The organism is Clostridium sp. UMB9555A, assembly GCF_030222355.1.
GTDB lineage: Bacteria > Bacillota > Clostridia > Clostridiales > Clostridiaceae > Sarcina > Sarcina perfringens.
Window position 1 is genome coordinate 1 of the sequence record NZ_JASORQ010000013.1, and the last position, 21819, is coordinate 21819.

Consider the following 21819-nt stretch of genomic DNA (forward strand, 5'->3'; position numbering starts at 1 on the left):
TCAATAACTCCTGTAATCTTAATATTTATTTTAGGCATATTCTTAAAATCACTATTTATAAAATCTATCGCTTTAGGATATTTACTTCACTTAGTAGGGGATACCTTCTCAGAAAGCGGAATAAAGTGGTTTTTGCCTTTCTATAATAAAGATATTAAAATGCCTTTAGGTATTCTAAAATATAGAACCGGTGGCCTAAAAGAATATGTTATACTAGGAATAAGCATTGTAATATTAATGCTAGAAATACAAAAATTTCATTTAATAAACTTATTTTCAATATAGGAGGTAATATGAAGAAGAAATTAGTATTTTTAGGTCTAATATGTTTAAGTTTATTTGCTTTCGTAAGTTGCGGAGCTGAAAAGCTAGATATAAGCAACTGCATAGATGTACGATATGGAGAATTTAATGGTTCAGCCAAAATCTATGAAAGTAGTTTAGATTTAGGAAAGCTACAAGATATTCCTAAGTTAAAGGGACTTACTCCTGATATGCTAAAAGGAGACTATAAAATAACTTTAGTAGGAGATAAAACCGATTTAAAGAATGGAGATAAAGTTAAATTACACTTAGAATACAACAAAGAGCTATATAAAAGAGACTTTAATGTAGAATTTAAATTTGAACCAACTGAAGTAACTATAGAAGGTCTACCAGATAAGTTAACAGATATAAATCAGATTTCTAAAGAGCAATGGGAAAAATTATATGCTGAAGTTAAAAAAAAGGCAGAGAGTAATGCTAAAGGTAATAAATATTCTGATTTAAAATTAGAAAAAGTTTTAGCATTCAATAAAAAAGATGACTCAGATGGTATTAGTGTAGAGTTTATTTTTTCATGTAAAACTACTGCAAATAAAAATAAATTTTTTACTTTACATGACAGATTAAAATTTAAAAATGAACATGATTTATATTATTCAAGAATTGCAGTAGGTTCATTATTCAAAAATGAATTTTTGTCAGATTATTCAAAATCATTAGAGGAAATATTAAAACAAGTATATCCTGATAATAATTATAAAGTTTTATGGAGTTCAGAAAATTAACTTTTTAATTGTAGATTATAAAATAACGATGATAATATAAATTTATCATCGTTATTTTTATAAAAAATTTTGGTAATATATTGTCTAATTTTAGGAAATATTGTATAATTAATTTACTCAAGGAAAAAGATAAAAATACTATAAGAAATTAATAATAAGTTATATACTCGTTTAAATTACATATATAAATTTTTCATGGTTTAAAAATTTTGATTTTTACTATGTTTATTTGTTGTGCAATTTAAGCGAGTTCTAAAGTCCAAGCTCAAGGAATTTGAGTTTGGGCTTTTTTATATGCTTTTTTAGAGTATAGACTACAAATCTATACAGTTGCCTATAACTTAAATAGGAACATGGTAAAGCCGTTGTGATAACGTAAATATTTACCGGAGTGAGCAGATACACTATAAACTAATCTTAGCGAAAGCTAACAAGGGTTTGATTGAGCCAAGGAAGAAAGTTGATCCGGCTATTCTCATATTACACATATATGAGGGTATAACGTAAGTCTTATTGAAACTCTGATGAAGATGTTTAGTCTAAGTAGTTCTATAAGAGCTATATGACAAAATTCAGCGGTTACGTGGAGTACCTGCAGCTTAAAAATAAGCTGCAACGAAAGGAACGTACAGAGCAGTAGAAATACTGGACAGGTAGGGGTACAATTCCTGTTTTGATGTACGGATTGGGTGAAATACTAATCACTAATGTGTTGTTACCGGGACCATAGGTTAATGTGGCGAGGCTCTGCATAGGGATCTTAATTCGGTGACATAGTTATCCTGTTCTTTTTTATTAAATTGGACAGGATAACTATGTACATTTTGAGGGTACTCGGGATCTAATCATAGATTAAGAAGATAGTCAATAAAAAATTTATTTTTTATTTCCTTTTAGGAAGGTGAATGCCGTAGGCAGAGGGAACCTAAGGTTCCCTTATTTATTATTTATAATTTTATTTTTGTTTTGTTTATTAATCTATACTCAGTTACGAGTATTTCGTATTTAATGATATGGAGGTTTATTATGAAAAATCTTAATTGTATCTTCTGTAAGAATTTTAATAAATATAAAGAATTCAATTGTATGTATTTTAAGATAAAGATAGAAGATCCTGAAGTAGCAACAAAATGTACTAACTTTATTCCAAAGAGAAAAGAAAGTAGAAAGCCTTGTAAGGATTGTATATATTACGTACGTAATCCAAAGGTAATTCAAGTTAAGAAGAATAAAGTTGTTTTTGATAAAAGATTTTATTATTGTCTACGCATTAATAAGCGAGGGACTTATTTTAAAAAGGTTAATTGTAAATACTTTTCAGAAGAATTATAAAGGAGGAAGAGTTTATGAAGGTATTAAGTTTATTTAGTTGAATAGGAGCTTTTGAAAGAGCTATTGAGAATAAAAATATTGAACATGAGATAGTTAATTATTGTGAAAAGGATAGGTATGCAAGTTATGCCTATAGTAAACTTTTTAGGTTATCTGAAACTAAGAATTTATGGGATGTTAATTGGGTTGATGGAACACATTTTAAAGATATAGATCTTGTAACTTATGGCTTCCCATGCACCGATATAAGCCTAGCTGGAAGCTGTAAGGGAATAATTAAAGGTGAAACAAAATCCGGGCTGCTATTTGAAGCAATAAGGATTATAGAAGAAGCTAGACCTAAGGTAGCAATAGCCGAAAATGTTAGAAATTTAGTAAGTAAAATGTTTATTTCTGATTTTCATAATTTAATTAATGAATTAGATAGGTTAGGCTATAACTCTTACTGGAAAATACTAAGTGGAATTAACTATAATTCGGCACATTCTAGAGAAAGAGTATTCATAGTCAGCATCAGGAAAGATATAGACAACGGGAGCTTTAAGTTTAAAGAAGGAAACGATAATCTAGTTATACTAGAGAGCATTACAGAAAATTTTGTAGATGAAAAATACTATTGTAAAGATAATTCTTATTTAAAAAGCTTTTTAAATAAAGTTAATAAAAGAGTTTGCAAGGATAAAGAGCCTAGTAAATTCGGATTAATGAGAGTTGGAACAATTAAAAATCCACATATGTTACAAATGAATAGAAGGGTTTTCTCAGAGCTAGGAGCTAGCCCAACCCTTGTAACTGGATCTGATAGTATTCCTAAGATTATTCAATGTAAGGTTAGAAAACTTACTCCATTAGAATGTTGGCGTTTAGTCGGATTCACATCTGAAGATTACTGGCTAGTTAGAAAAGCTCTTGAAGAACAGTTTTATAACTGGAAAGATTGTACAGATACGCAAATGTATAAGATGGCTGGGAAAGTATTATAATCCAGGTAGCAGAAAGTATAATTGAAAGCCTGAAAGGAATATTATATTAGTTAAACGAGGTGAGAATATGAGTGAAATATTATTAGAATTTCTAAAAGAAACTCGTATTATAAATAGACAAGCTAAATTGTTAATAGAAGATAAGAATAGTTTATCTTCTTCAGATAAAGAAATGTTGAATAAAATTATATTAAACACATCTAAATCTTTAAGTAAGTTAGGTTCAGAAATTAATTTATGATTAGTTTATGTGGCAGAGATTGTAATAGCTGTGTTATGAAAAAAGAAAAGATGTGTAATGGATGTTCCATGTGTGATGTTTCTTTTTGTAAATGTGGTGAAAAAAGAAAGCGTTGAATGGTTGTTTGTCCTAATAAATTCGGTTCTTTTACTTTAGTAAAAAATACTATAGTAAAGGAACCATTAATGGAGAATAAATCTTTAGATTTACCCATTTATATTCCTGTAATGCCTGATAAAATCAAAGAAAATTTCAATTTTAAGGCCAATAAAAATATAATTGCTGTTCATGGAGAGTTCTTTTTAAATGCTGCTGGAAGCAAAATAACGGGAGCATATAATCCAGGATTCAAAGCTGCATTAAATTTAAAAGAAGATTTATCCGGAATATTAGAATTTTATATAAAGGATAGAACCTTAGAAGGCTTTTGGGATAATCGAAAATCTATTTATAAGGAATTAAAACACCAGGACTTTTTAGGAATAATAGCTCCTAATTTTTCTGTCTATGAAGATGCTTCACGCCTGGAACATATATATAATATTCAACGTTCTAAAACTGCTTATAATGAAATGATACGTGAGGGCCTTCCGGCTATTCCGGATATATCTTGGTACTCAAAAGAAGATTTAAACTTTTGGATAAAAGAAATCAAGGCCAATAATATTAAAACTATAGCTTTTAGTTTCATGAATGTAGATACTAAACTTAAAGCAAGTAACTCATGGAAACATTACTTGCTAGGATTTAAAATTTTAAATTTTAAAATACCTTTAAATGTAGAAATAGTGGTTGCGGGTATTTCCTCAGTCCAAAGAATTGAGGAAATCCTTAAAATAAGTAAAAATAGAAAAATATCTTTTATGCATCAAGCTGCTTGGGTTAATAGTAGAAATGGGGTATCTGTAAAAGATAAAAAACAACTAGATAAATCTATTTCTAAAGATGATATTTTCAAAAATAATCTAGAATTTTATACTAATAAGTACAATAAATTGTATGAGAAGTATAATAAATAGCCCTAATTTATGAAACTTTTTTAATTAGTACAGTTCTTGCACATATAAGAAGTATAGCAATGGCTGTACTTCTTTTTATTTTATGAAAGAGGTGATTTTTATGCCGAAAAGAAGAAGTAATACTATTGCAAATACAACGGAAGGATTAATTGGTGGCTCAGGATCTAATCTTTCTGAAGGAATAATAGAAGATTTAGTTAATGCTGTTAATGGTAGACTAGATAATATTGTAACTGTTCAAGGGTTATCTAGGACCAGAAACAGAATTGAAGATATAAATATAGTTTCATTAGGTAATAATCGATATGAAGTAAGTTCAACTGAAGGTGGAACTTACATTGTTGATATGAATGAAAATAGCTGTGAATGTGGTCAATATGTTTATAGAAATGAATGCTGCAGACACTTAATAGCGGGCAGAGAAGCTTTAGGCGAAGTTGCAGAAGTAGATACTATAAACAATGTAGAAGCTACTAGAAGAGCTAGAGATATAAGGGATGAAATAAATAGAAATATTCGTGGAGAAGAACAAGACGATAATCACTTTTATATAGACAATGAAGTTGATTTCGATAACGATTTTGCAGAAATTAATGATGATTCTATAGAATATGAGTACGAAAACGTACTAAACGGAAACAATAGTACATTTGGAGTTGAACTTGAGTTTGTTGGTGGTGATGCTAATGCTATAGCAAGAGAACTTTATGAGCTGGGGATAGTAAGCTCTCCTAGAAGATTAAGTTATCATTCAAGAAGTGAGCCAGGTAAGTGGAAACTCGAGAGAGATGGTTCCGTATCCGATGGAGATGCCGGCGGAGAAATAGTTTCTCCTATTCTTAAAGATACTCCAGAGACTTGGGAACAAATAAAAGTAATATGTGATGTTGCTAAAAGACATGGGGCGAGAGTTGACCAAAGGTGTGGTGGCCATGTTCATATAAACATGGAAAAACTAGATACTGCAAGACAAAGATGGAGAAGATTTTTTAAAACTATAGAAGTATATGAGGATTGTATTTATAGAGCTGCAGGTGGAGATTTAGGAAGAGTAAGAAGCAATGCTAGACATTATGCCACTCCATTTAGTCCTAGGACCGATGAAAGTAAATATATCAGATTCAACATGGATAATGATGAAGATGTAAGAAGAATGGCAGCAGAAATTTCTGAAGGAAATAGGTATTATGGTATCAACTTAACTAATATAGCAAGAGATAGAGCCCCTACAGTTGAATTTAGACATTTTAACGGTTCATTAAACGAAAAGCAAATCCAGGCTAATATAAAAATGGCTGCAGGTATAATAAATGCTGCAGAAAAAGCAAGATTTAGAGATACTGAAGATGAAATTTTCAAAAAGAGAGGAAATATCCTAAAGAATACTTCAAGACTAGGTGGAGCACAAACTAAAAAGAAAATGATGGAGTTCTTAGACTTAACATTTCCACGTAGAAAAGATAAAAATGCAATACTAAATGTTTTTAAGAAAAATGAATGGAGCTAATATACTTTTATAGAAAATAATATTATAATATTTACAAGCATTACAATAAATAATCATTTCCCTTTTTAAATTAAACTAAGATAACGAAAGAGCTCTACTTAGTAAATCTAAGTAGAGCTCTTTCAATGACTTTTATTGTGATACAAAATGAATATATTATAATTATAAATTTTTTATTATTATAAATAAAGAAAAAATTAAACGTTTTCTTATTTTTAAAATTTCTTAACATAATAGACTAAATTTATAGTATAATAATTTTAAGCTTTTACTATGTAAATAGCCATTTTTACTTACGTAATTTAAGAAAATAAAGAAAGTCCTACTTAAAATAAGTAGGACTTTCTTTGTTTAACTTAGGCACTTATACATAAATAAAGTCTTTTAAATATTTTAACTTAAATTTCAAGAAAAATAAATAGTAATATATTGTTTATTTATTAAGTTTAAAGTTATAATTAAGGTATAGCTTTTAAAAGTTTTTATATCATAAATATAGCTTTTCACATTTCTTTTTATTATAATACCCATAATATTTTAGGAAAGTGATTATATGAGATTGTCAAAAGAAAAGATTAAAGATAAAAAGGAATACTTTTTAAACCAAAGAAAAAATCCTACTGGTATGTTTACAGAAATGGCTGTTAGAACCTATTTTTTAATTTATAAACAATGTTCTCCAACTGACAATTTCTGTCCTAGTAATAAGATAAGTTCCAGGGTTTTAGTCAGCTATGTGTATTAAAATTTTTATGATAATAAAACATCAAACCATGTTCCTAGTGTAGTTAATGACTGTGTAAATCATTTAAATAAAATAGGATATATAACATTTATTAAAACTAATTCATCACCAAAGTGGATTGTGAAAATTGAAAAAAATTTAGATTTTATTTTAGATGGTGAAGAAGATTTTTACTTCAAAAAATACAATATAACTCAAAAAATAATATAGTATCAATACATAGGAAGTGATAATCCTTGGATGATTTAATAAGAACAAAGATACTCACCTTTTTACAATGGAATGATAAAAACGAATATTATAATGATGAACTATATGACTTGGAGGAAGTTCAAAAATTATCATTGGAAGAAAGTATAAAATATTTTTTGCAGTAATAAATTCAAAGTTTTATTATTCAATAGCTGATAATTTCTTTGAGTTAAGCTTTTATGAAACAATACAATATGCTAAAGACTATAAGTTCTATAATAAAACTTATAATAAGTTGAAATTCTTGCTAAATAATAATCCTAATGAAAATTTATATAGAAATTTACTTAAATAAAAAAATAAAGTTACTTAAAAGTAAGTAACTTTATTTTTAGTGTTCGTATATATAAAGGCAAAAAGCAATAAACTTAACCTAAAATTAGAATACTCTTTACCTAAATATATTAAAATTTACTTATAGGATTATTTTTCCGATATATTTTATAGTAATGTAAAGCTCAAATTGAATCTGAAGTTGATAAAAAAGTTTTATCCCTCCATTTTGAAATGTTCCATTTTAATAAGTATATGTCTGTATATTTATTATAATATAATCTAAAAGTTAAATTTTCAATATCTTTTGGTACTTTAAGAGCAACTACTACATTAGGAAAAACTTCTACAGAAATTAATGTATATAAATCTTTATCATTAGTTAAATTATTCCTGCTGTATTATGTAATCTAGTTTTAATAAATAGTTAATTCACATATTATAGCATAATAAGAATTTTGTCATCCCCTATCTTTTATAATTAAATTCTATATTCAAAGATGTTTTTCTAATTTCATCAGCTTTTTTCGATTGTTTTAAAGTGAATATACATAAAAGTTTTATTTTATAATTACTGTTCCGTTATATAAAATTAATCTTTCATCATCATTAATATCTTGTTTAAATTCAAATAATAATTCATCATTTTTAGAGTAATCTTTCCATTCTATTGAATTATTTTTAAAAACGCCATTATTAGTTATATTATTTATTTTTACAGGAAATTTCTGGTCTACAGGTATATCTATCTTTAATGAATTATTAGATTTTAAGTTTTTAACTGATATAGTTTGATTTCCTATATATGCCTTTACAGACTTATCTAACAATGTTGAAATATTAGATATCATATTTCCATTTAAGTAAATTAAGAACAAGTTATTTAGTTCTTTCAAAGGAGAAATGTCTTTAATTCTATTATTTTTAAGCTCTAAACTAAATATTTTTGAACAATTTTTTAGTGGCATTAGTGACTCAATTTCATTATTATTTAAGGTTAAAACAGATAACTTATATAAATCTTTTAAAGGTTCTAAATCAGTTATTCTATTATTTGATGCATCTAAACTTTGTAATTGTTTTAAATCTTTAAGTGGTGCTAAAGTACTTATACAATTATTAGATAAGCTTAAAATTTTTAAATTTTTTAAGTTTTTTATAGCAGATATATCAGTTATATTATTATCATATAAGAAAAGTTTTGTTAAATTTTTCAATTTAGAAATTTCAGAAATATTATTAATATTATTTCCACTAGCATCTATTTGAATTAAGTTTTCTAAGTTACTTATAGGGGTCAGATCACTGATTTTATTATTTTCCATATTTAGAACTTCTAATTTTTTTAAATTTTTTAATACAGAGATATCTTTAATATCATTATATTTATTTTTATCAGCCTCCCTATGATTAGATATATTTAAAAATTTTAAGTTTGTACAATATTCTAACCCAGAAATATTTGATATATTTTCAGCTCCAGTAGTTAAATTTTCTATTGCTCTTAATTGACCTACAGATATATCAGAGCTTTCTTCTTGTTTTAAATATTTATTTAAAACTCTTTTTAAATTTTTATCAGGTATATTGACAATATCTGAATCATTTTCATTGATAAAGGTATCCATACTATTTTTCATAATAGTATTTTCATTAGCAAACACTAAATTAGGGCTTACAATATTAAAAAAAAGTGTAGTTGTTGTCATTAGTAAACATAATTTTTTTCTTTTCATTCTTAAAATCTCCTTTCAAAAAACATTATTATTTAATATGCTTCCTGTTTTAAGTCAAAATATAGTAATTTATTATATTTATTATTACTTATTTACAAAAAAATTCAATAGTATTTGCATTGTTGGTCAAAATTAATACATAAGTGGAATTGAATTAATTTAATCGTATAATTTTTAGTTTATTAATAAACTAAATTTTTATACGATTAAATTGATAATCTAATAATATATTATTATAAAATTTAACTATAATTAAGTTTTTATTGTTATAATTAAAAGTATGTTTCTCTAACTTATGTATATATTCTGTAATTAAAGATATTATATTAGAAGTTAAGTTATAATTAATTTTAAAAATTATATTTCAACTCTTCACTTGAAATATAATTTAAAATAGATATTGTTTTCTAATTTTTTTCAACTATAAAAAAATGATGTAACAGTACCTTCCATTATTGAATTAGCTAATCTTAATACTTAATCATAATTAGCTATCTCTTTAATAACTTTATATAGCTATAATTTATTTTTATTTTGACTTAGTTAATATCTTCTAATTTTAATAATCATATATATTTAAATTTATAACTAACTTTAAAAAAATTATCAGGAAAAGTAGGCTTAAATTAACTTATTCAGTTAATTTAAACTATTACTAGTATTTATGAAATCTTAAGCTTTATAAGGTAATTTAATTAAGAGTTTTACTAAAAGTACTTTATCAAACGCATAATAATTAAAAATAAAATATAAAAAAAGTGCTTAGTTTCTAATCCGCACATCTAAATTCAATAGGTGTGCGGTTATTTAGTTTACACTGAAATCTTTCAGTATTATACCAATGAATATACTCGTCTATAGAGTCGGTTAATTCTTCGAATGTTTGGTAACTATTCTGATATATAAGTTCACTCTTTAAATACCAAAAAAAGTTCTCTATACAAGCATTATCAAGGCAATTACATCGTCTTGACATACTTTGTATTATTCCATGTTTTAATAATAATGCCTGATAAGATTTAGAAGTATAATGAGTTCCTTGATCACTATGTAAAATAAGTCCATTAATGCTATTCTTATTTCGTTTAACCGCAATATTTACTGTTTCTAAAACAAAAGATAAATCTAGATGTTTACTGACCTTATATGCAACAATTTCATTGTTAAATAAATCTTTAATAGCTGATAAATAAGACTTTTTCTTGTAGTCTCCGTAAAACAGATATGTAATATCTGTAGCACATTTCTCTAGTATTTTATTCTCTAGTTCTGAATAACTACTATCTTTCTTTCCATTATTTAGCCATTTATAATAACCACTTCTAGATACCGAGGATATATTGCAAAGCAATTTTAAGGTATATTTGCAACTTAACTCCCTAATTATAAAAAACTTATCTCTTACATTTATCAAATATTTCTATATTCTAACAGCTTTTTTAGATATTCATTTTCTACTCTTAACTTTTCCACTTCTTCTATACTATCAAAGTTTTTCTTCGGTCTTTCACGAAGTGGACTTTTGACGCTTTCACGTCTTTCATTAAGTCTCTCAACACCAAACTCTTCATAACGTTTTGACCATAAAAGCACTCTATTTTTGCTAGTTAAATCAAGTAATTTAGCTATTTGTGAACTTGATAAACCTTCTTCTAAATACATTTTTACAGCCTTTAATTTTATTTCAATTGAATAATTTCTATTTTTTCTAGACATAAAAACACTCCCTTTAAAGTAGATTTTAACAGTTTTTTTATCCAGTCTACTTTAAAGGAAGAAATTCAGTTCATTTTAGATACTTTCTTTTTTATTTTTATATAATGAGTGATGATTTAATAAGAAAAAAGATATTGAATTTTCTACAATGGAATGATAAAAATTGCTAGTATACTGATGAAAGATGTGATTTAGAACAAGTTCAAAAATTATCATTAAAAGAAAGTATAAAATATTTTTTGGAGTGGTAAGTTCAGATTTTTATTACTCAATAGTTGATAATATTTTTGAGTTGAGCTTTTATGAAACAATAAAATATACTAAAGATTATAAGTTTTATAATCAAACTTATAATAAGTTAAAGTTATTGATAAATATTAATGATAATGAAATTTTATATAGAAATTCACTTGAATAAAAAATAAAGTTACTTAAAGTAAGTAACTTTATTTTTTAGTGTTTGTATATATAAAGGCAAAAAACAAGAAACGTATAGTTAATAATATTATACTTTAAATATGAAAATTAATAAAGCAAGTTAATAAATAACTGGATATCTAGATAGATTCAAGAATCTTCAAATAGTATAATATAGTCAATATTCTCTGAATTAAATTTAATTAGGTATCATGAATATTAGCATTTTAACTTTATATTGATATAATTAAGTCATAAAAATGTTTATCATATTTAATTTATTATATTATAGAAAACGTTCAATTGTATGGTTTTCCCAATTAATTTTAAACATAAATTCAGTATATTCACATGCAGTTGAACGTTTATTTGATCCCCTCCATTGAGTAGTTTCCCAATTCAAAGTATACTCATCGTCAAATCTTTTATATGTAACTGTTATCATAGATTCTTTAGCATCTTTTGGCGCTGTTAAAGCTACTGCCATATTAGGTGAAAAGCCACCTGAAATTAAAGTTGAGAGATCTCTATCATCAGTAAAGTTTTCATAACCATTATTATATAATCTTGATTTCATAAATAATTGATTCCCATAAATACCATGATATGAATCCAGATTATAACCATCTTTAGTTTCAACAAATTTTATATCCCATGAAGCTAACTTTTCTTCATCTTTTCTTTGGATTGTTCTAAAATCAGGTTGTTCATAGCTTATAGTATTTTGTACACTGTATGAAGCATTTATTCCTGCACTACCACTTTTACCTTCAACAGATATATTTCCTCCAATTGAATATCCAATTGAATTAGATACCTCCTTTTTATCTATAGTATTTTTAGGTATAGAATTTGCTATTTTTACTTTATTAGCTGTATCAGCGCTTTCTATACTAATTCTATAAACTTCAGGCCACTTCATCTTTCCATAATATGTAGAACCAGATACTTTCTTACCTGAAGGTATAAACCCATCTAAATTTAGTAAAGCAGTTTTCTTATCAGAATATTGATCTTCAACAAAAGTTCCACTTAATGTTGCTTTTAACCCTTTACATGAAGAAGTATCAATAGAAGTGTATTTAATAGCTTCCTTTCCATCTTCTTTTATTATTTCTCCATTTTGATTTTTCAGCTCTATTTTCTTAGTATTGCCTAATTCACTTGCAAACACTTGAGTTTGTGTTGAAAAAATACTTGTACTAACAATACTTGCAAGAGCTAAACTAGTAGACATAATTTTTAATCTTTTCAAAAAAATTCCCCCTTTGAAATGTTATTAAATTACTAAGTTAATTTAACTTGTTTATTATATAATCACATTTTTATTAATTTTTTTCAATACAATCGGTATAACTGGTTAAAATTCTTGCATAACTGGGAGGTTTTATTGAAATCTTTAGTTTAGAAACATTAAATCAAGACCTAGCTTATCTGATGCCTCATTATATATTTCACTTAATTTAAAATATTTTCTAATTATTCTATATTTTAATTAATTTCTATAATAATAAATTAAATATTATACATTATTATAAAATTTACAAGCATTTATCCCAGTTTTACACGAATTTTGACCAGTTATGTAAAATCTATTGAAAAACGTTTTCAAAGTAGTATTATAAAAGTATAAATTTTAATTGTTTTTTCAGTCTTAAATATATTTTATTAATAAATAAAAGGGGGATTAACAATGAAAAGAAAAATTTTAAGACTATTAAGTTGTGTAGTTTTAGTAAATGGTTTAACAACAACTAATGCATTTGCATCACAAGTATCAAACAATAAATTAATTGCAAATAGTAATGAAAAAGTTAATTTAGTATCATTATCGTTACATGATACTATTAAAAAAGTGAGAAAGAATTATGCTTATGTTATCTATGATAAAAATAAACCATTTGTTGTTTATGTTTCTTATGGAGCAGATGGATCTGTTTCACAAACAATTTATGGAGCAAATAAGAATAATGATGGAACATATGGTCCATATGGTCCAGAGAAAATATTTATAAGAGAAGATGGAACTTATTATAGTGAAAGTGAAAATAAAAATCAAAATCCTGTGAAAAAAGAAAGAAAAAATTATGCTTATTTAATCTATGACGAAAATAAACCATTAGTTGTTTATGTTTCTTATGGAGCAAATGGATCTGTTTCACAAGCAGTTTACGAAGTAAAAGAAAATAAAGATGGAACATATGGCCCATATGGTCCAGAGAAGATATATATTAATAAAGACGGCTCATATATTCTTAGTGAAAATAAAGATAGTATTAGAAACGAAAGAAAGAATTATGCTTATGTTATCTATGATAAAAATAAACCATTTGTTGTTTATGTTTCTTATGGAGCAGATGGATCTGTTTCACAAACAATTTATGGAGCAAATAAGAATAGTGATGGAACATCTGGCCCATATGGTCCAGATAAGATATATGTAGATTCAAGTGGTAAAATAACAAAAAAATAAAATAATATTTTTCAAACTATAAGTTAGTAAGTTAATATAAAAGATTTTATTAGCTAAGTTATAAAGATTACACCATTTAAATTTATAATTTAGACTATCTCAAAATCGATAGTTTTCTGTAATACATATAGTAATAAAATGCGTTATAGTTTTGTTATTTATATGAAATGCATAAATAATTTTGATAAAAATAGTTTTATATATAATAATTAAAAATAAAATTATTAATTTAACAGATACTAATTAAGGAGGAGAATTTATGAATTTTAAAAGTAAAGTTTTAGGAACCGTTTTATTGGCTGCTGTAAGTTTAGGTAGTATTACAAATGTTGCTTATGCATCAAGTTATGTACATCAAAATGGAAGAGTATATGTAACAAATTGGGATAATTATGATTATACTAATGGTTGCATAGGAGGTGTAACTTTAGAAGATGAACGTGGAAATAAACCTATTTTTTCGCAAAATGCTGACTATAACTGGGTATCAAGTGGATTAACTGTTAAAGGTACTGGAGACTTTGGATTTAGCTTCAATTCAGATAGGGTTAAAGTTTATGATTTTGAAAGTCGTAAAGAAATAACAAATGGTTACTTAAGAGGAGGCCAAAAAATTTATATTGTATCTAAAGATGATCCAACTTATATAAGACTTAGTATATCACCTGTAATAATTATTGAAAATTAATATTAATAGATTTTATTTATTTCTGTAATTTAGAAAATATCAATAATTTTGTGTAACACATCTAAAAATATATATTAAAAATTATTAAGGTTTAAATAATATTTTATTTAAACCTTAATTTTCTTTTTATTTAATTATATTGAATATAAATTGTACAAAAATTAAAATCAGTATATTTAAATTTTTAGTATAAATGGTCGTCAAGACATTCGTCGAAAAAATTGAAAGTTTTTTTAATATTTAAGCTTATCCCCTAATAGATTAAACCCATTTATATAGATATTGTTGCAAGGTAAAATATTTTAAGTAAAGTTTCATCTGTAGTAAAACCGTTTTTATTTTAGTAACTTTCCTTTTTGCCTTCAATATTTACTTCAGAATTTTTTGCAAATTGCTTATTAATTCTTTTTCGGTATAAGATATAGTCTGAAATCTGATAATTAATTATATCATTTCAGTAGTTTACTAAGATTATTTAACACTCTCAATACTATCTAGGACTTGTTTTTAAAATTAATATAAACATTCCTATTGAATAAGCTATTCCATTATAGTTCCTAACTAATATACAGTCTAATGTGTATCTACATTTTTATAAACAATGTTTTCATTACTCATTCGTTGATGGACAACATAGATCTTGTTGTACTGCTAAGCTTAACTTAAAAGCCTATATAACTATACAAGATTGGTTATATCCTTATTGTTCATTAAAAAATAAAATTGAAACTTTTAAAAATTATTCTGATAACATTTCTATAACTTCAAGAGAATTAGAAGATATAGAAATTAAACTAAAAAAGATTTTAAGTTATGGTCACTATAATAAAAATTAAAAAAGTTGTTAATTTCAGTTAATGTTTACAATGTTACTTACAGAATTAGTCAAGCTTCTAACCAAACTGGTAATTTATATTAAATATTTTTTTATTGATATACTTATTAAAAATACGGTTTATAAATGCAGGCAAAGACAAGCTGAAGGTATTGTAATGCAAGGCTAAAGGGAAACATTTAGGTAGGCCAAGAATAGAATATCCAGATAGTGTTAAAGAAATATATGATAAGTGGAAATCTAAAGAAATCATCGGTGTAAAGGCTATGAAACTAATGAATTTAAAGAAAAACTCTTTTTACAATCTAATAAAAAAATATGAAAGCGAAAAAATATAAATTAAAAATGGTTAAAAATAATTTCTAATAAAACATAAAATTTAAAAGTATAAAAAATTATATAAATACGAAAAGGAAGGTAATTTTATATGTTTTCAAATAAGAAGTTTAAAAATTTATTTAGCAATTGGTTAATTCCAATAATTGCAGCAGTTTTGCTTGCTGTAATTATCAATAAATTTCTTTTATACAAAATAGTAGTTCCTAGCCCATCAATGTTCCCAACAGTAGAAGTGGGAAATCAACTATTTGTTACGAAAATTTATAATACTTCAAATATAAAGAGAGGAGATGTTTTAGTCTTTAATTCTGATGAACTTCATGAATTACTTTTGAAAAGAGTAATAGGGTTACCGGGTGACAATGTTGAAATAAAAAAAGATGGTTCAGTTTATGTAAATGGAGAAAAAATTCAAGAAGATTATGTTAAATATCCAGGTGGAAAAACAGATATGTATTTTAATGTACCAGAAGGAAAATTCTTAATGTTAGGAGATAATAGAGCAAATAGTGATGATGCTAGATATTGGACTAATCCATATGTAGATAATAAAGATATAGATGCAAAAGCTCAAATAATTGTATATCCATTTAATAGAATTGGATTTATTAGATAAAGTTAATGTATAGGGTTAATATTTTTTATTAACCTTATTTTTTTGCATAATATAAAATCCAATTAATATTACTTATAATAACTAATATCATAAGTAAAGGAACCCATAGAAACTGATGAGTCATTAATAATATTATAAATCCTGTAACCCAAATTATTATTGAATATATCACATATTTAAGAAATAAATTCAAATAATTACCTACTTAAATAATAGATTTAGAATAAAAATGTAAATCTATTAATCATTCAATGGAACTAAAAATCAACTTTTTTTAATTAAAGTAATTTTTTTTAATATTATCATTTCCTTTTTGATTAATTCTACAACATCTTAGAAAACCATTACAAGTATTACATTATTATTATAAAAAAATATGAAATAGAAAATAAAATTTAAGTTTAATCTAAATAAAAAAGTATCACAATTTATTTAAGGAGAGTGTAAAGAGTATTATATTTATCATATTTAATACAGTAACTTTTCCATTTAAGTATGTTATTTTTATAGTATTTACATTAAATAATTATAGTATATACAATTCACATAAATTCAAATTCTATATACTCGTCAATTTAAAAACGTTTTTTGATAACATTTCTCTTTTACCACTATTCTCCTTTATTTGTTAAAATATTTATATATTCTAAAGGACAATTCTTTTTACTTAATTTTTGAATATACTATACTCTTATAAATTTAATACTATTTAAAAAATTAATATATATTCAAATAGTCTGAACTTACTAGATTTATAATTTAAAAACATAAACTTTGCTAATAAATTATCTTCACCAGCATTAGAAAGTTCTGTTAATTCATCATAAATTTTAAAATCATCTTTTATATCAATAATAGCATCATTTTCTTTACTAGAATATTTCACTATAAAAGTAACTTCTAATTTATTTTTCCCAACTCTGTAAGTTTACCATTTTCAAATAAAAATTTAGTATTTTTATTTGGATCACCAGTTGATGGAAGCATATATGAACCTTGTATAATTTTAAAAGAACTTAAATAAATTTCAGAACTTCCTTTTGAAATTTTATTTACTTCATCTAAATAAGAAGCTAGTCTTAATTTTATAACTAATTTATCCATAGAATCATAAGTAAAAGAAATTCGTTTATTGGAATCATGAACATTAGCTTGTATTATATAACCTTTATATATTTTAAATATCATAATAAATTCCTCATTAATTAAAAAAATATATTTTTTATAGTTTATATATTTAATTTTAAAATTTTTATAAAATTAATATTCTAATAAATATTTAGTTTTAAATTCTTTTCCATTAATAATACTTGTTAATTCACTTTCTGTGGGAATATTTTCTTCGTTAAATTTATAATCGTATTTAAATGTCATATTGGTATTAACACTTGTAATTTTCATTTCATCTATTAACTTGTATGATGAAGCAAAGAAGTCTAAATCTATTTTCTTCTCTTTTACAGGATCTACGAAATATATAGGATATATTGAGTTTGCTACATAGGAAATTTCTCGTGTTATCTCAATGCCATTTTTATTTTGAATAGCTTTTGTTATATCACCATCTTTATCATACTCTAATGTCATGCTATATTCTGTTCCATTTTTCTTTTCTATTATTTTATCTACTCTACCATTTTTATCATATGAATAACGAGTATATTCTTTTTTCTCATCACTATCTATTCTAGGTGTATAACTCTTTCTAGAAAGTTGTTCTCCATCATAATAATAATCTATTTTATATACTTTAATAGGCTCTTCTGATAAATCTGTATCTGAAACATCAAAAACTTTTTTTATTTCTTTAGATATTTTCCCCTCAGAATCGTATGTATATTCTGAGATAGAATTTTCTTTAACATGAATTATAGCCGGTGTAGTTGTGTTGTCTTTTTTTAATTTATTTAAAATTTTAACAACATTACCATTAGAATCATATTTATATTCTATAGTTCCTTCAGCATAATCTCTAAAAGTAATTTTTCTTGAATCATTATATTTATATTGGGATGCTATTGACTGTTGTTGACCACCTTTTATAATTTTCTGCAATCTACTTGTAATATTTTCATACCTATAAAAATCAATATTATCTTCATATGCAGAATAACATTCACTAGCAAATATAACATTTGATGAAAGTGATGTCATACCTATACTTCCAATTAATATTGCTGAAATTAAATTTTTTTTCATGAAATCAACTCCTTTTACTTAAACCTGATCTGTTAATTTAAATGAACATTGCTCTTTTCAACACTTGAGAATACAATAAGTTTGCTAAAAAATATTTATCCCCCTCAAGAAAGGAGAAAAAAGCAATGAGCAAAACTAATGTAAAATGTCCTCATTGTAATTCTAAAAGGCTATATAAGTTTGACAAGCATGCTGATAAAAAATATCAATTTAAATAATATATCAATAATTAAAATCAAAAAAACAACTACTAAGCGATAAAATTATCAACATATTTGATTGATTTGCAAAAATTAAATCATTTGCTAGGTTTATTTGCCATGTAAAAATTTATTCAAACTTATATAACTCTCAAATAAATAATACATTATGAAGAATTAAGATATTTTTCACAACAATCTAATATTCATTTAAATATTTTAAAATAATTATCATTTTCAATTTCTATCTATATAAATATATATTTATTATTTTTAATAAACTAATAATATAGCTTATTAAAAATTATTACAATAAAATATGCTTAACTGGTCATATTTTATACTAAACTTTATGAACTTGTAATAAAACATAGTAAGTTACCATAACCTTAAGAAAGCATAAAATATTAATACTTAAACCTAAAACACCAACACTTAAAAATTTTATTTATATTCAATAGATATTTTTATATCTTAAATTGAAATATTGGATTTGTGTTAATATCTTAGAAACAAAAATTATAACTTATTTAGGCGATATTCAAAGTTTTAAATTTCATCTAATTAGTAGTTTTATAATCAAGGCTTTAATATAGTTTTTTACTATTATAAAAACTTTCTATATATTTAAATATTGATTTTTAGCAGCTTCATACTTTTAATAGATTTTTCTGTAAATTTCTTTTTTCTTTAAAATAGGATGAAATAACTATATACAAGTATTACAATATATCCAAATTTTTTAGCTAAAGAATTAAATTAATTACATAGATTTTTCATATCATTATTTATTGAGAATCTAAATCACTATGAAATATTATTTTCCTTACAAAAATTACTTATAGCTCCTTCCTAATTTTTAAATTTAGATAGTATTTTATCCAAATCTATATTTTCATAAAAACACATTTCTTTTGAATTATTGACTTAATAATATTAATTCATAGAAGTTGTTTTTAGATATCAATTTTTAACGTTTACACTTAAATTTCTACAGTGGAGTAATAAAAATGGTTATTATACTGATGAAAGATGTGATTTAGAAGATGTTCAAAAATTATCATTAGGAGAAAATATAAAATATTTTTTTGGAGCTATAAATTTAGATTTTATTACTCAATAGTTGATAATATTTTTGAGTTAAACTTTTATGAAGCAATAAAGTATGCAAAAAGTTCAAATTTTATAACAAAACTTATAATAAATTAAAATTATTGATAAATAATAATCCTAATGAGAATTTATAGTTAATGATATTATACTCTAAATATCAAAATTAATAAAGCCAGTTAATAAATAACTGGCTCCCAGATAGATTCAAGAATCTTCAAATAATAGAAGATATAATTATATTACAATAAAAATTAATAATTTTCAAACATATTAATTTTTGATAAAATAAAATGGTTAACATTTTTTGAATTATATTTTTAAAGAACAGTTAAATTTTCGGGATTTTGAGCTACTTTTTTAATATTGATAATATCTACGATTTGTTTTTAAAATGAATATAAATCTTATTATCTTTGGTAAAAATAAAAGCATAAACATTCCTGTTAAATAAGCTATTCCACTATAATTTCCAACAATATAATAATTGTGAGCAGCATAAAAATAATACACTAACATTACATATCTACCAAGCTTAATTAATTTCATATTTGAAAAACTAAATACACATAAAACTATTAATACTAAAATAAAATCCATAATATCTCAATCCCCTTTTATTTATTATTCATGTAAAATTTTATGAATTACTCCAAAGCTGCAATTATTTAATGTTGCAAGCTCTTTTATTGTTTTTCCTTCTTTTCTTTGAGCTCTTATCATATTTTTTTCTTCTTCAGTAAATCTAGGTTTTCTACCTGCTCCACGACTATTCTTTTTATATTTTTCTTTAAGCTCTAAATATTCTAGGCTTACTCTCATTAAATCCATTATACTATCCACATTAAATTTCTTATAAATTTCTGATAATATATCACGATAATATTCTTTAGTTTCTTTATTTTTATTTTTTAAACTCTCAATTTCTGATAAAAATTTATTCTGTTCAAACTCACTATTATTCAATAGGTTAACTGTAAAATAAGTGTTATAACCTTCATTTCTTCTTTCATATATTCGAGGTTTCTTTTCTATTTTAAAAAGCTTTCTTAATTCATTGATTAATATTTCAACTTCATCTTTTGAGTTAGTCTCAATTCTAAATTTAAACCCTTCTTGGCCATAAGTTTGATTATATGCTTCGTCTAATTCTTCTCTTGAATATTCTAAAACACTAACTGGATATGTATTAACTGTATAATATGATTTACTAGATCTGCTGTAATATTCCCTTTTAACGGGTATTTCTTTTATTGCTCCAATTTTATGAAGCTGATCTATTCTTTCAGTATTAACACCATAAAAATCAGCAATTGTCCATGTAGGAATGTATCCAAACTTTTCAAACTTATTAAAAATAGTATTAAATTCTCCATCTACAACTAATTTATCTATAATTTTAGATTTAGCTTCTCTAGGTTTAAAATCTATTCCATATTCTTCAGCAAGTTTTATTATTTCTTGTTTTGGAGTGTCCTTATTATTCTTAAGTTCATTTAGAAAAATTTCTTTTAAATTATCCTTCATATCATCACCCTTTATTTTTAATATGTTAAATATATTATATCATAAATTAATTAATGAAAATACCTTCTTTCATTAATTAATTTATGATATAATCAAGTTATAAAGATAAGTGGGGAGGAAATGGCAGTATGATAGTGATTGATAAATCTTTAGGTGAAGTAAATCCTGAAAGTTATTTAATAAAAAATGCTAAAGACAATACATATCTTTTAGCATTACCTAATAACCTTAATGGATATAATTATTTTGAAGTGTACATAGATAAGCTAAATAGAAGTATTCATGTTTTTGATAGTCTAGAGAATAGAAAAGGGGGAACTAGTGCTATTAATAGTGCTGACGAAATTTTTAAAATTAGAAGGCCTTTAAATCTAGATCTTGACTATAAGCTTGTGATATATTACCCAGATCATAGTATATTTAAAGCTTGTATAACAACTTATCATGAAAGAAAAGGATTTAATAAAAATAGAGACTATGTAACTTATATACCTTTTCTTAAGAAAGCTGAATTATTTCTAAAAAATAGATTTTAATTAAAGCTTTTAGATAAAACTAT

At 24.4% G+C, this 21819-nt stretch carries 20 protein-coding genes and 4 pseudogenes; 15 read left to right on the forward strand and 9 right to left on the reverse strand.

What is annotated here, in order from left to right; genetic code table 11:
* From QP548_RS15965 to QP548_RS16000, 8 genes and pseudogenes are all read left to right on the forward strand, one after another.
* A partial coding sequence (locus QP548_RS15965; protein WP_284905653.1) for a metal-dependent hydrolase occupies positions 1-285 on the forward strand: 285 nt, incomplete at its 5' end.
* An 8-nt stretch (positions 286-293) separates the two neighbouring features.
* Positions 294-1052 carry a hypothetical protein gene (locus tag QP548_RS15970; RefSeq protein ID WP_061429511.1) on the forward strand — a complete coding sequence of 253 codons (759 nt, stop codon included), beginning with the start codon at positions 294-296 and terminating at the stop codon, positions 1050-1052.
* A gap of 1026 nt (positions 1053-2078) precedes the next feature.
* Positions 2079-2384 carry a hypothetical protein gene (locus tag QP548_RS15975; protein ID WP_003453226.1) on the forward strand — a complete coding sequence of 102 codons (306 nt, stop codon included), beginning with the start codon at positions 2079-2081 and terminating at the stop codon, positions 2382-2384.
* A 41-nt stretch (positions 2385-2425) separates the two neighbouring features.
* Positions 2426-3417: pseudogene (gene dcm, locus QP548_RS15980) on the forward strand (DNA (cytosine-5-)-methyltransferase).
* 17 nt (positions 3418-3434) lie between these two features.
* The gene (locus QP548_RS15985; RefSeq protein WP_003453337.1) at positions 3435-3608 is read left to right on the forward strand and encodes a hypothetical protein; all 174 of its coding nucleotides are present in this window, start codon (positions 3435-3437) and stop codon (positions 3606-3608) included.
* A gap of 116 nt (positions 3609-3724) precedes the next feature.
* Positions 3725-4627 (forward strand): DUF4417 domain-containing protein, encoded by a 903-nt coding sequence (locus QP548_RS15990; protein ID WP_236907380.1) that lies wholly within the window; start codon positions 3725-3727, stop codon positions 4625-4627.
* Between the two features lie 100 nt (positions 4628-4727).
* Positions 4728-6134 (forward strand): amidoligase family protein, encoded by a 1407-nt coding sequence (locus QP548_RS15995; protein WP_061429512.1) that lies wholly within the window; start codon positions 4728-4730, stop codon positions 6132-6134.
* A 553-nt stretch (positions 6135-6687) separates the two neighbouring features.
* Positions 6688-6879 (forward strand): hypothetical protein, encoded by a 192-nt coding sequence (locus QP548_RS16000; protein WP_236907372.1) that lies wholly within the window; start codon positions 6688-6690, stop codon positions 6877-6879.
* A 1085-nt stretch (positions 6880-7964) separates the two neighbouring features.
* Here QP548_RS16000 and QP548_RS16010 read toward each other — a convergent pair.
* The 3 genes from QP548_RS16010 to QP548_RS16020 form a co-directional block, all read right to left on the reverse strand.
* Positions 7965-9140, reverse strand: a complete 1176-nt coding sequence (locus tag QP548_RS16010; RefSeq protein WP_075808026.1) for a leucine-rich repeat domain-containing protein — start codon at positions 9138-9140, stop codon at positions 7965-7967.
* A gap of 769 nt (positions 9141-9909) precedes the next feature.
* Positions 9910-10554: an IS3 family transposase gene (locus tag QP548_RS16015; RefSeq protein ID WP_075808025.1), complete on the reverse strand. Its 645-nt coding sequence runs from the start codon at positions 10552-10554 to the stop codon at positions 9910-9912.
* A complete protein-coding gene (locus tag QP548_RS16020) occupies positions 10551-10856 on the reverse strand; it encodes a helix-turn-helix domain-containing protein (RefSeq protein WP_061429513.1) in 306 nt (101 codons plus the stop codon). Before QP548_RS16020 ends, QP548_RS16015 begins: the two co-directional genes overlap by 4 nt.
* 104 nt (positions 10857-10960) lie before the next feature.
* Here QP548_RS16020 and QP548_RS16025 point away from each other — a divergent pair.
* Positions 10961-11274 (forward strand): annotated as a pseudogene (locus QP548_RS16025) (hypothetical protein).
* Between the two features lie 285 nt (positions 11275-11559).
* Here the strand turns inward: QP548_RS16025 and netE are convergent.
* The gene (gene netE / locus QP548_RS16030; RefSeq protein ID WP_061416196.1) at positions 11560-12528 is read right to left on the reverse strand and encodes a beta-channel forming toxin NetE; all 969 of its coding nucleotides are present in this window, start codon (positions 12526-12528) and stop codon (positions 11560-11562) included.
* A 438-nt stretch (positions 12529-12966) separates the two neighbouring features.
* Between netE and QP548_RS16035 the strand changes: the two genes are divergently transcribed.
* From QP548_RS16035 to lepB, 4 genes and pseudogenes are all read left to right on the forward strand, one after another.
* Entirely contained in the window at positions 12967-13746 is a 780-nt protein-coding gene (locus tag QP548_RS16035) for a hypothetical protein (RefSeq protein ID WP_061429514.1), read from the forward strand.
* A 259-nt stretch (positions 13747-14005) separates the two neighbouring features.
* Positions 14006-14434 carry a hypothetical protein gene (locus QP548_RS16040; protein WP_061416192.1) on the forward strand — a complete coding sequence of 143 codons (429 nt, stop codon included), beginning with the start codon at positions 14006-14008 and terminating at the stop codon, positions 14432-14434.
* 959 nt (positions 14435-15393) lie between these two features.
* Positions 15394-15607, forward strand: a pseudogene (locus QP548_RS16045) (recombinase family protein); the annotation flags it as partial.
* A gap of 89 nt (positions 15608-15696) precedes the next feature.
* Entirely contained in the window at positions 15697-16224 is a 528-nt protein-coding gene (gene lepB / locus QP548_RS16050; RefSeq protein ID WP_061429515.1) for a signal peptidase I, read from the forward strand.
* 709 nt (positions 16225-16933) lie between these two features.
* Here the strand turns inward: lepB and QP548_RS16055 are convergent.
* The 3 genes from QP548_RS16055 to QP548_RS16065 all read right to left on the reverse strand — a co-directional run bounded on the left by QP548_RS16055 (position 16934) and on the right by QP548_RS16065 (position 18423).
* Positions 16934-17110 (reverse strand): hypothetical protein, encoded by a 177-nt coding sequence (locus QP548_RS16055; protein ID WP_162485252.1) that lies wholly within the window; start codon positions 17108-17110, stop codon positions 16934-16936.
* 14 nt (positions 17111-17124) lie between these two features.
* Complete coding sequence (locus tag QP548_RS16060) at positions 17125-17412, reverse strand: hypothetical protein (protein WP_061416189.1); 288 nt, start codon at positions 17410-17412, stop codon at positions 17125-17127.
* Between the two features lie 72 nt (positions 17413-17484).
* Positions 17485-18423, reverse strand: coding sequence for a hypothetical protein (locus tag QP548_RS16065; protein WP_061429516.1), 939 nt, complete (start codon positions 18421-18423; stop codon positions 17485-17487).
* 1143 nt (positions 18424-19566) lie between these two features.
* On the opposite strand from QP548_RS16065, the pseudogene QP548_RS16070 reads away from it, so the two are divergent.
* Positions 19567-19870 (forward strand): annotated as a pseudogene (locus QP548_RS16070) (hypothetical protein).
* Between the two features lie 223 nt (positions 19871-20093).
* Here the strand turns inward: QP548_RS16070 and QP548_RS16075 are convergent.
* Positions 20094-20333, reverse strand: coding sequence for a hypothetical protein (locus tag QP548_RS16075; protein WP_061416185.1), 240 nt, complete (start codon positions 20331-20333; stop codon positions 20094-20096).
* A 24-nt stretch (positions 20334-20357) separates the two neighbouring features.
* On the reverse strand, positions 20358-21260 hold the full coding sequence (locus tag QP548_RS16080) for a hypothetical protein (RefSeq protein WP_061429517.1): 903 nt from the start codon (positions 21258-21260) through the stop codon (positions 20358-20360).
* A gap of 128 nt (positions 21261-21388) precedes the next feature.
* Between QP548_RS16080 and QP548_RS16085 the strand changes: the two genes are divergently transcribed.
* Complete coding sequence (locus tag QP548_RS16085; protein WP_061429518.1) at positions 21389-21796, forward strand: hypothetical protein; 408 nt, start codon at positions 21389-21391, stop codon at positions 21794-21796.
* Positions 21797-21819 lie beyond the last annotated feature (23 nt).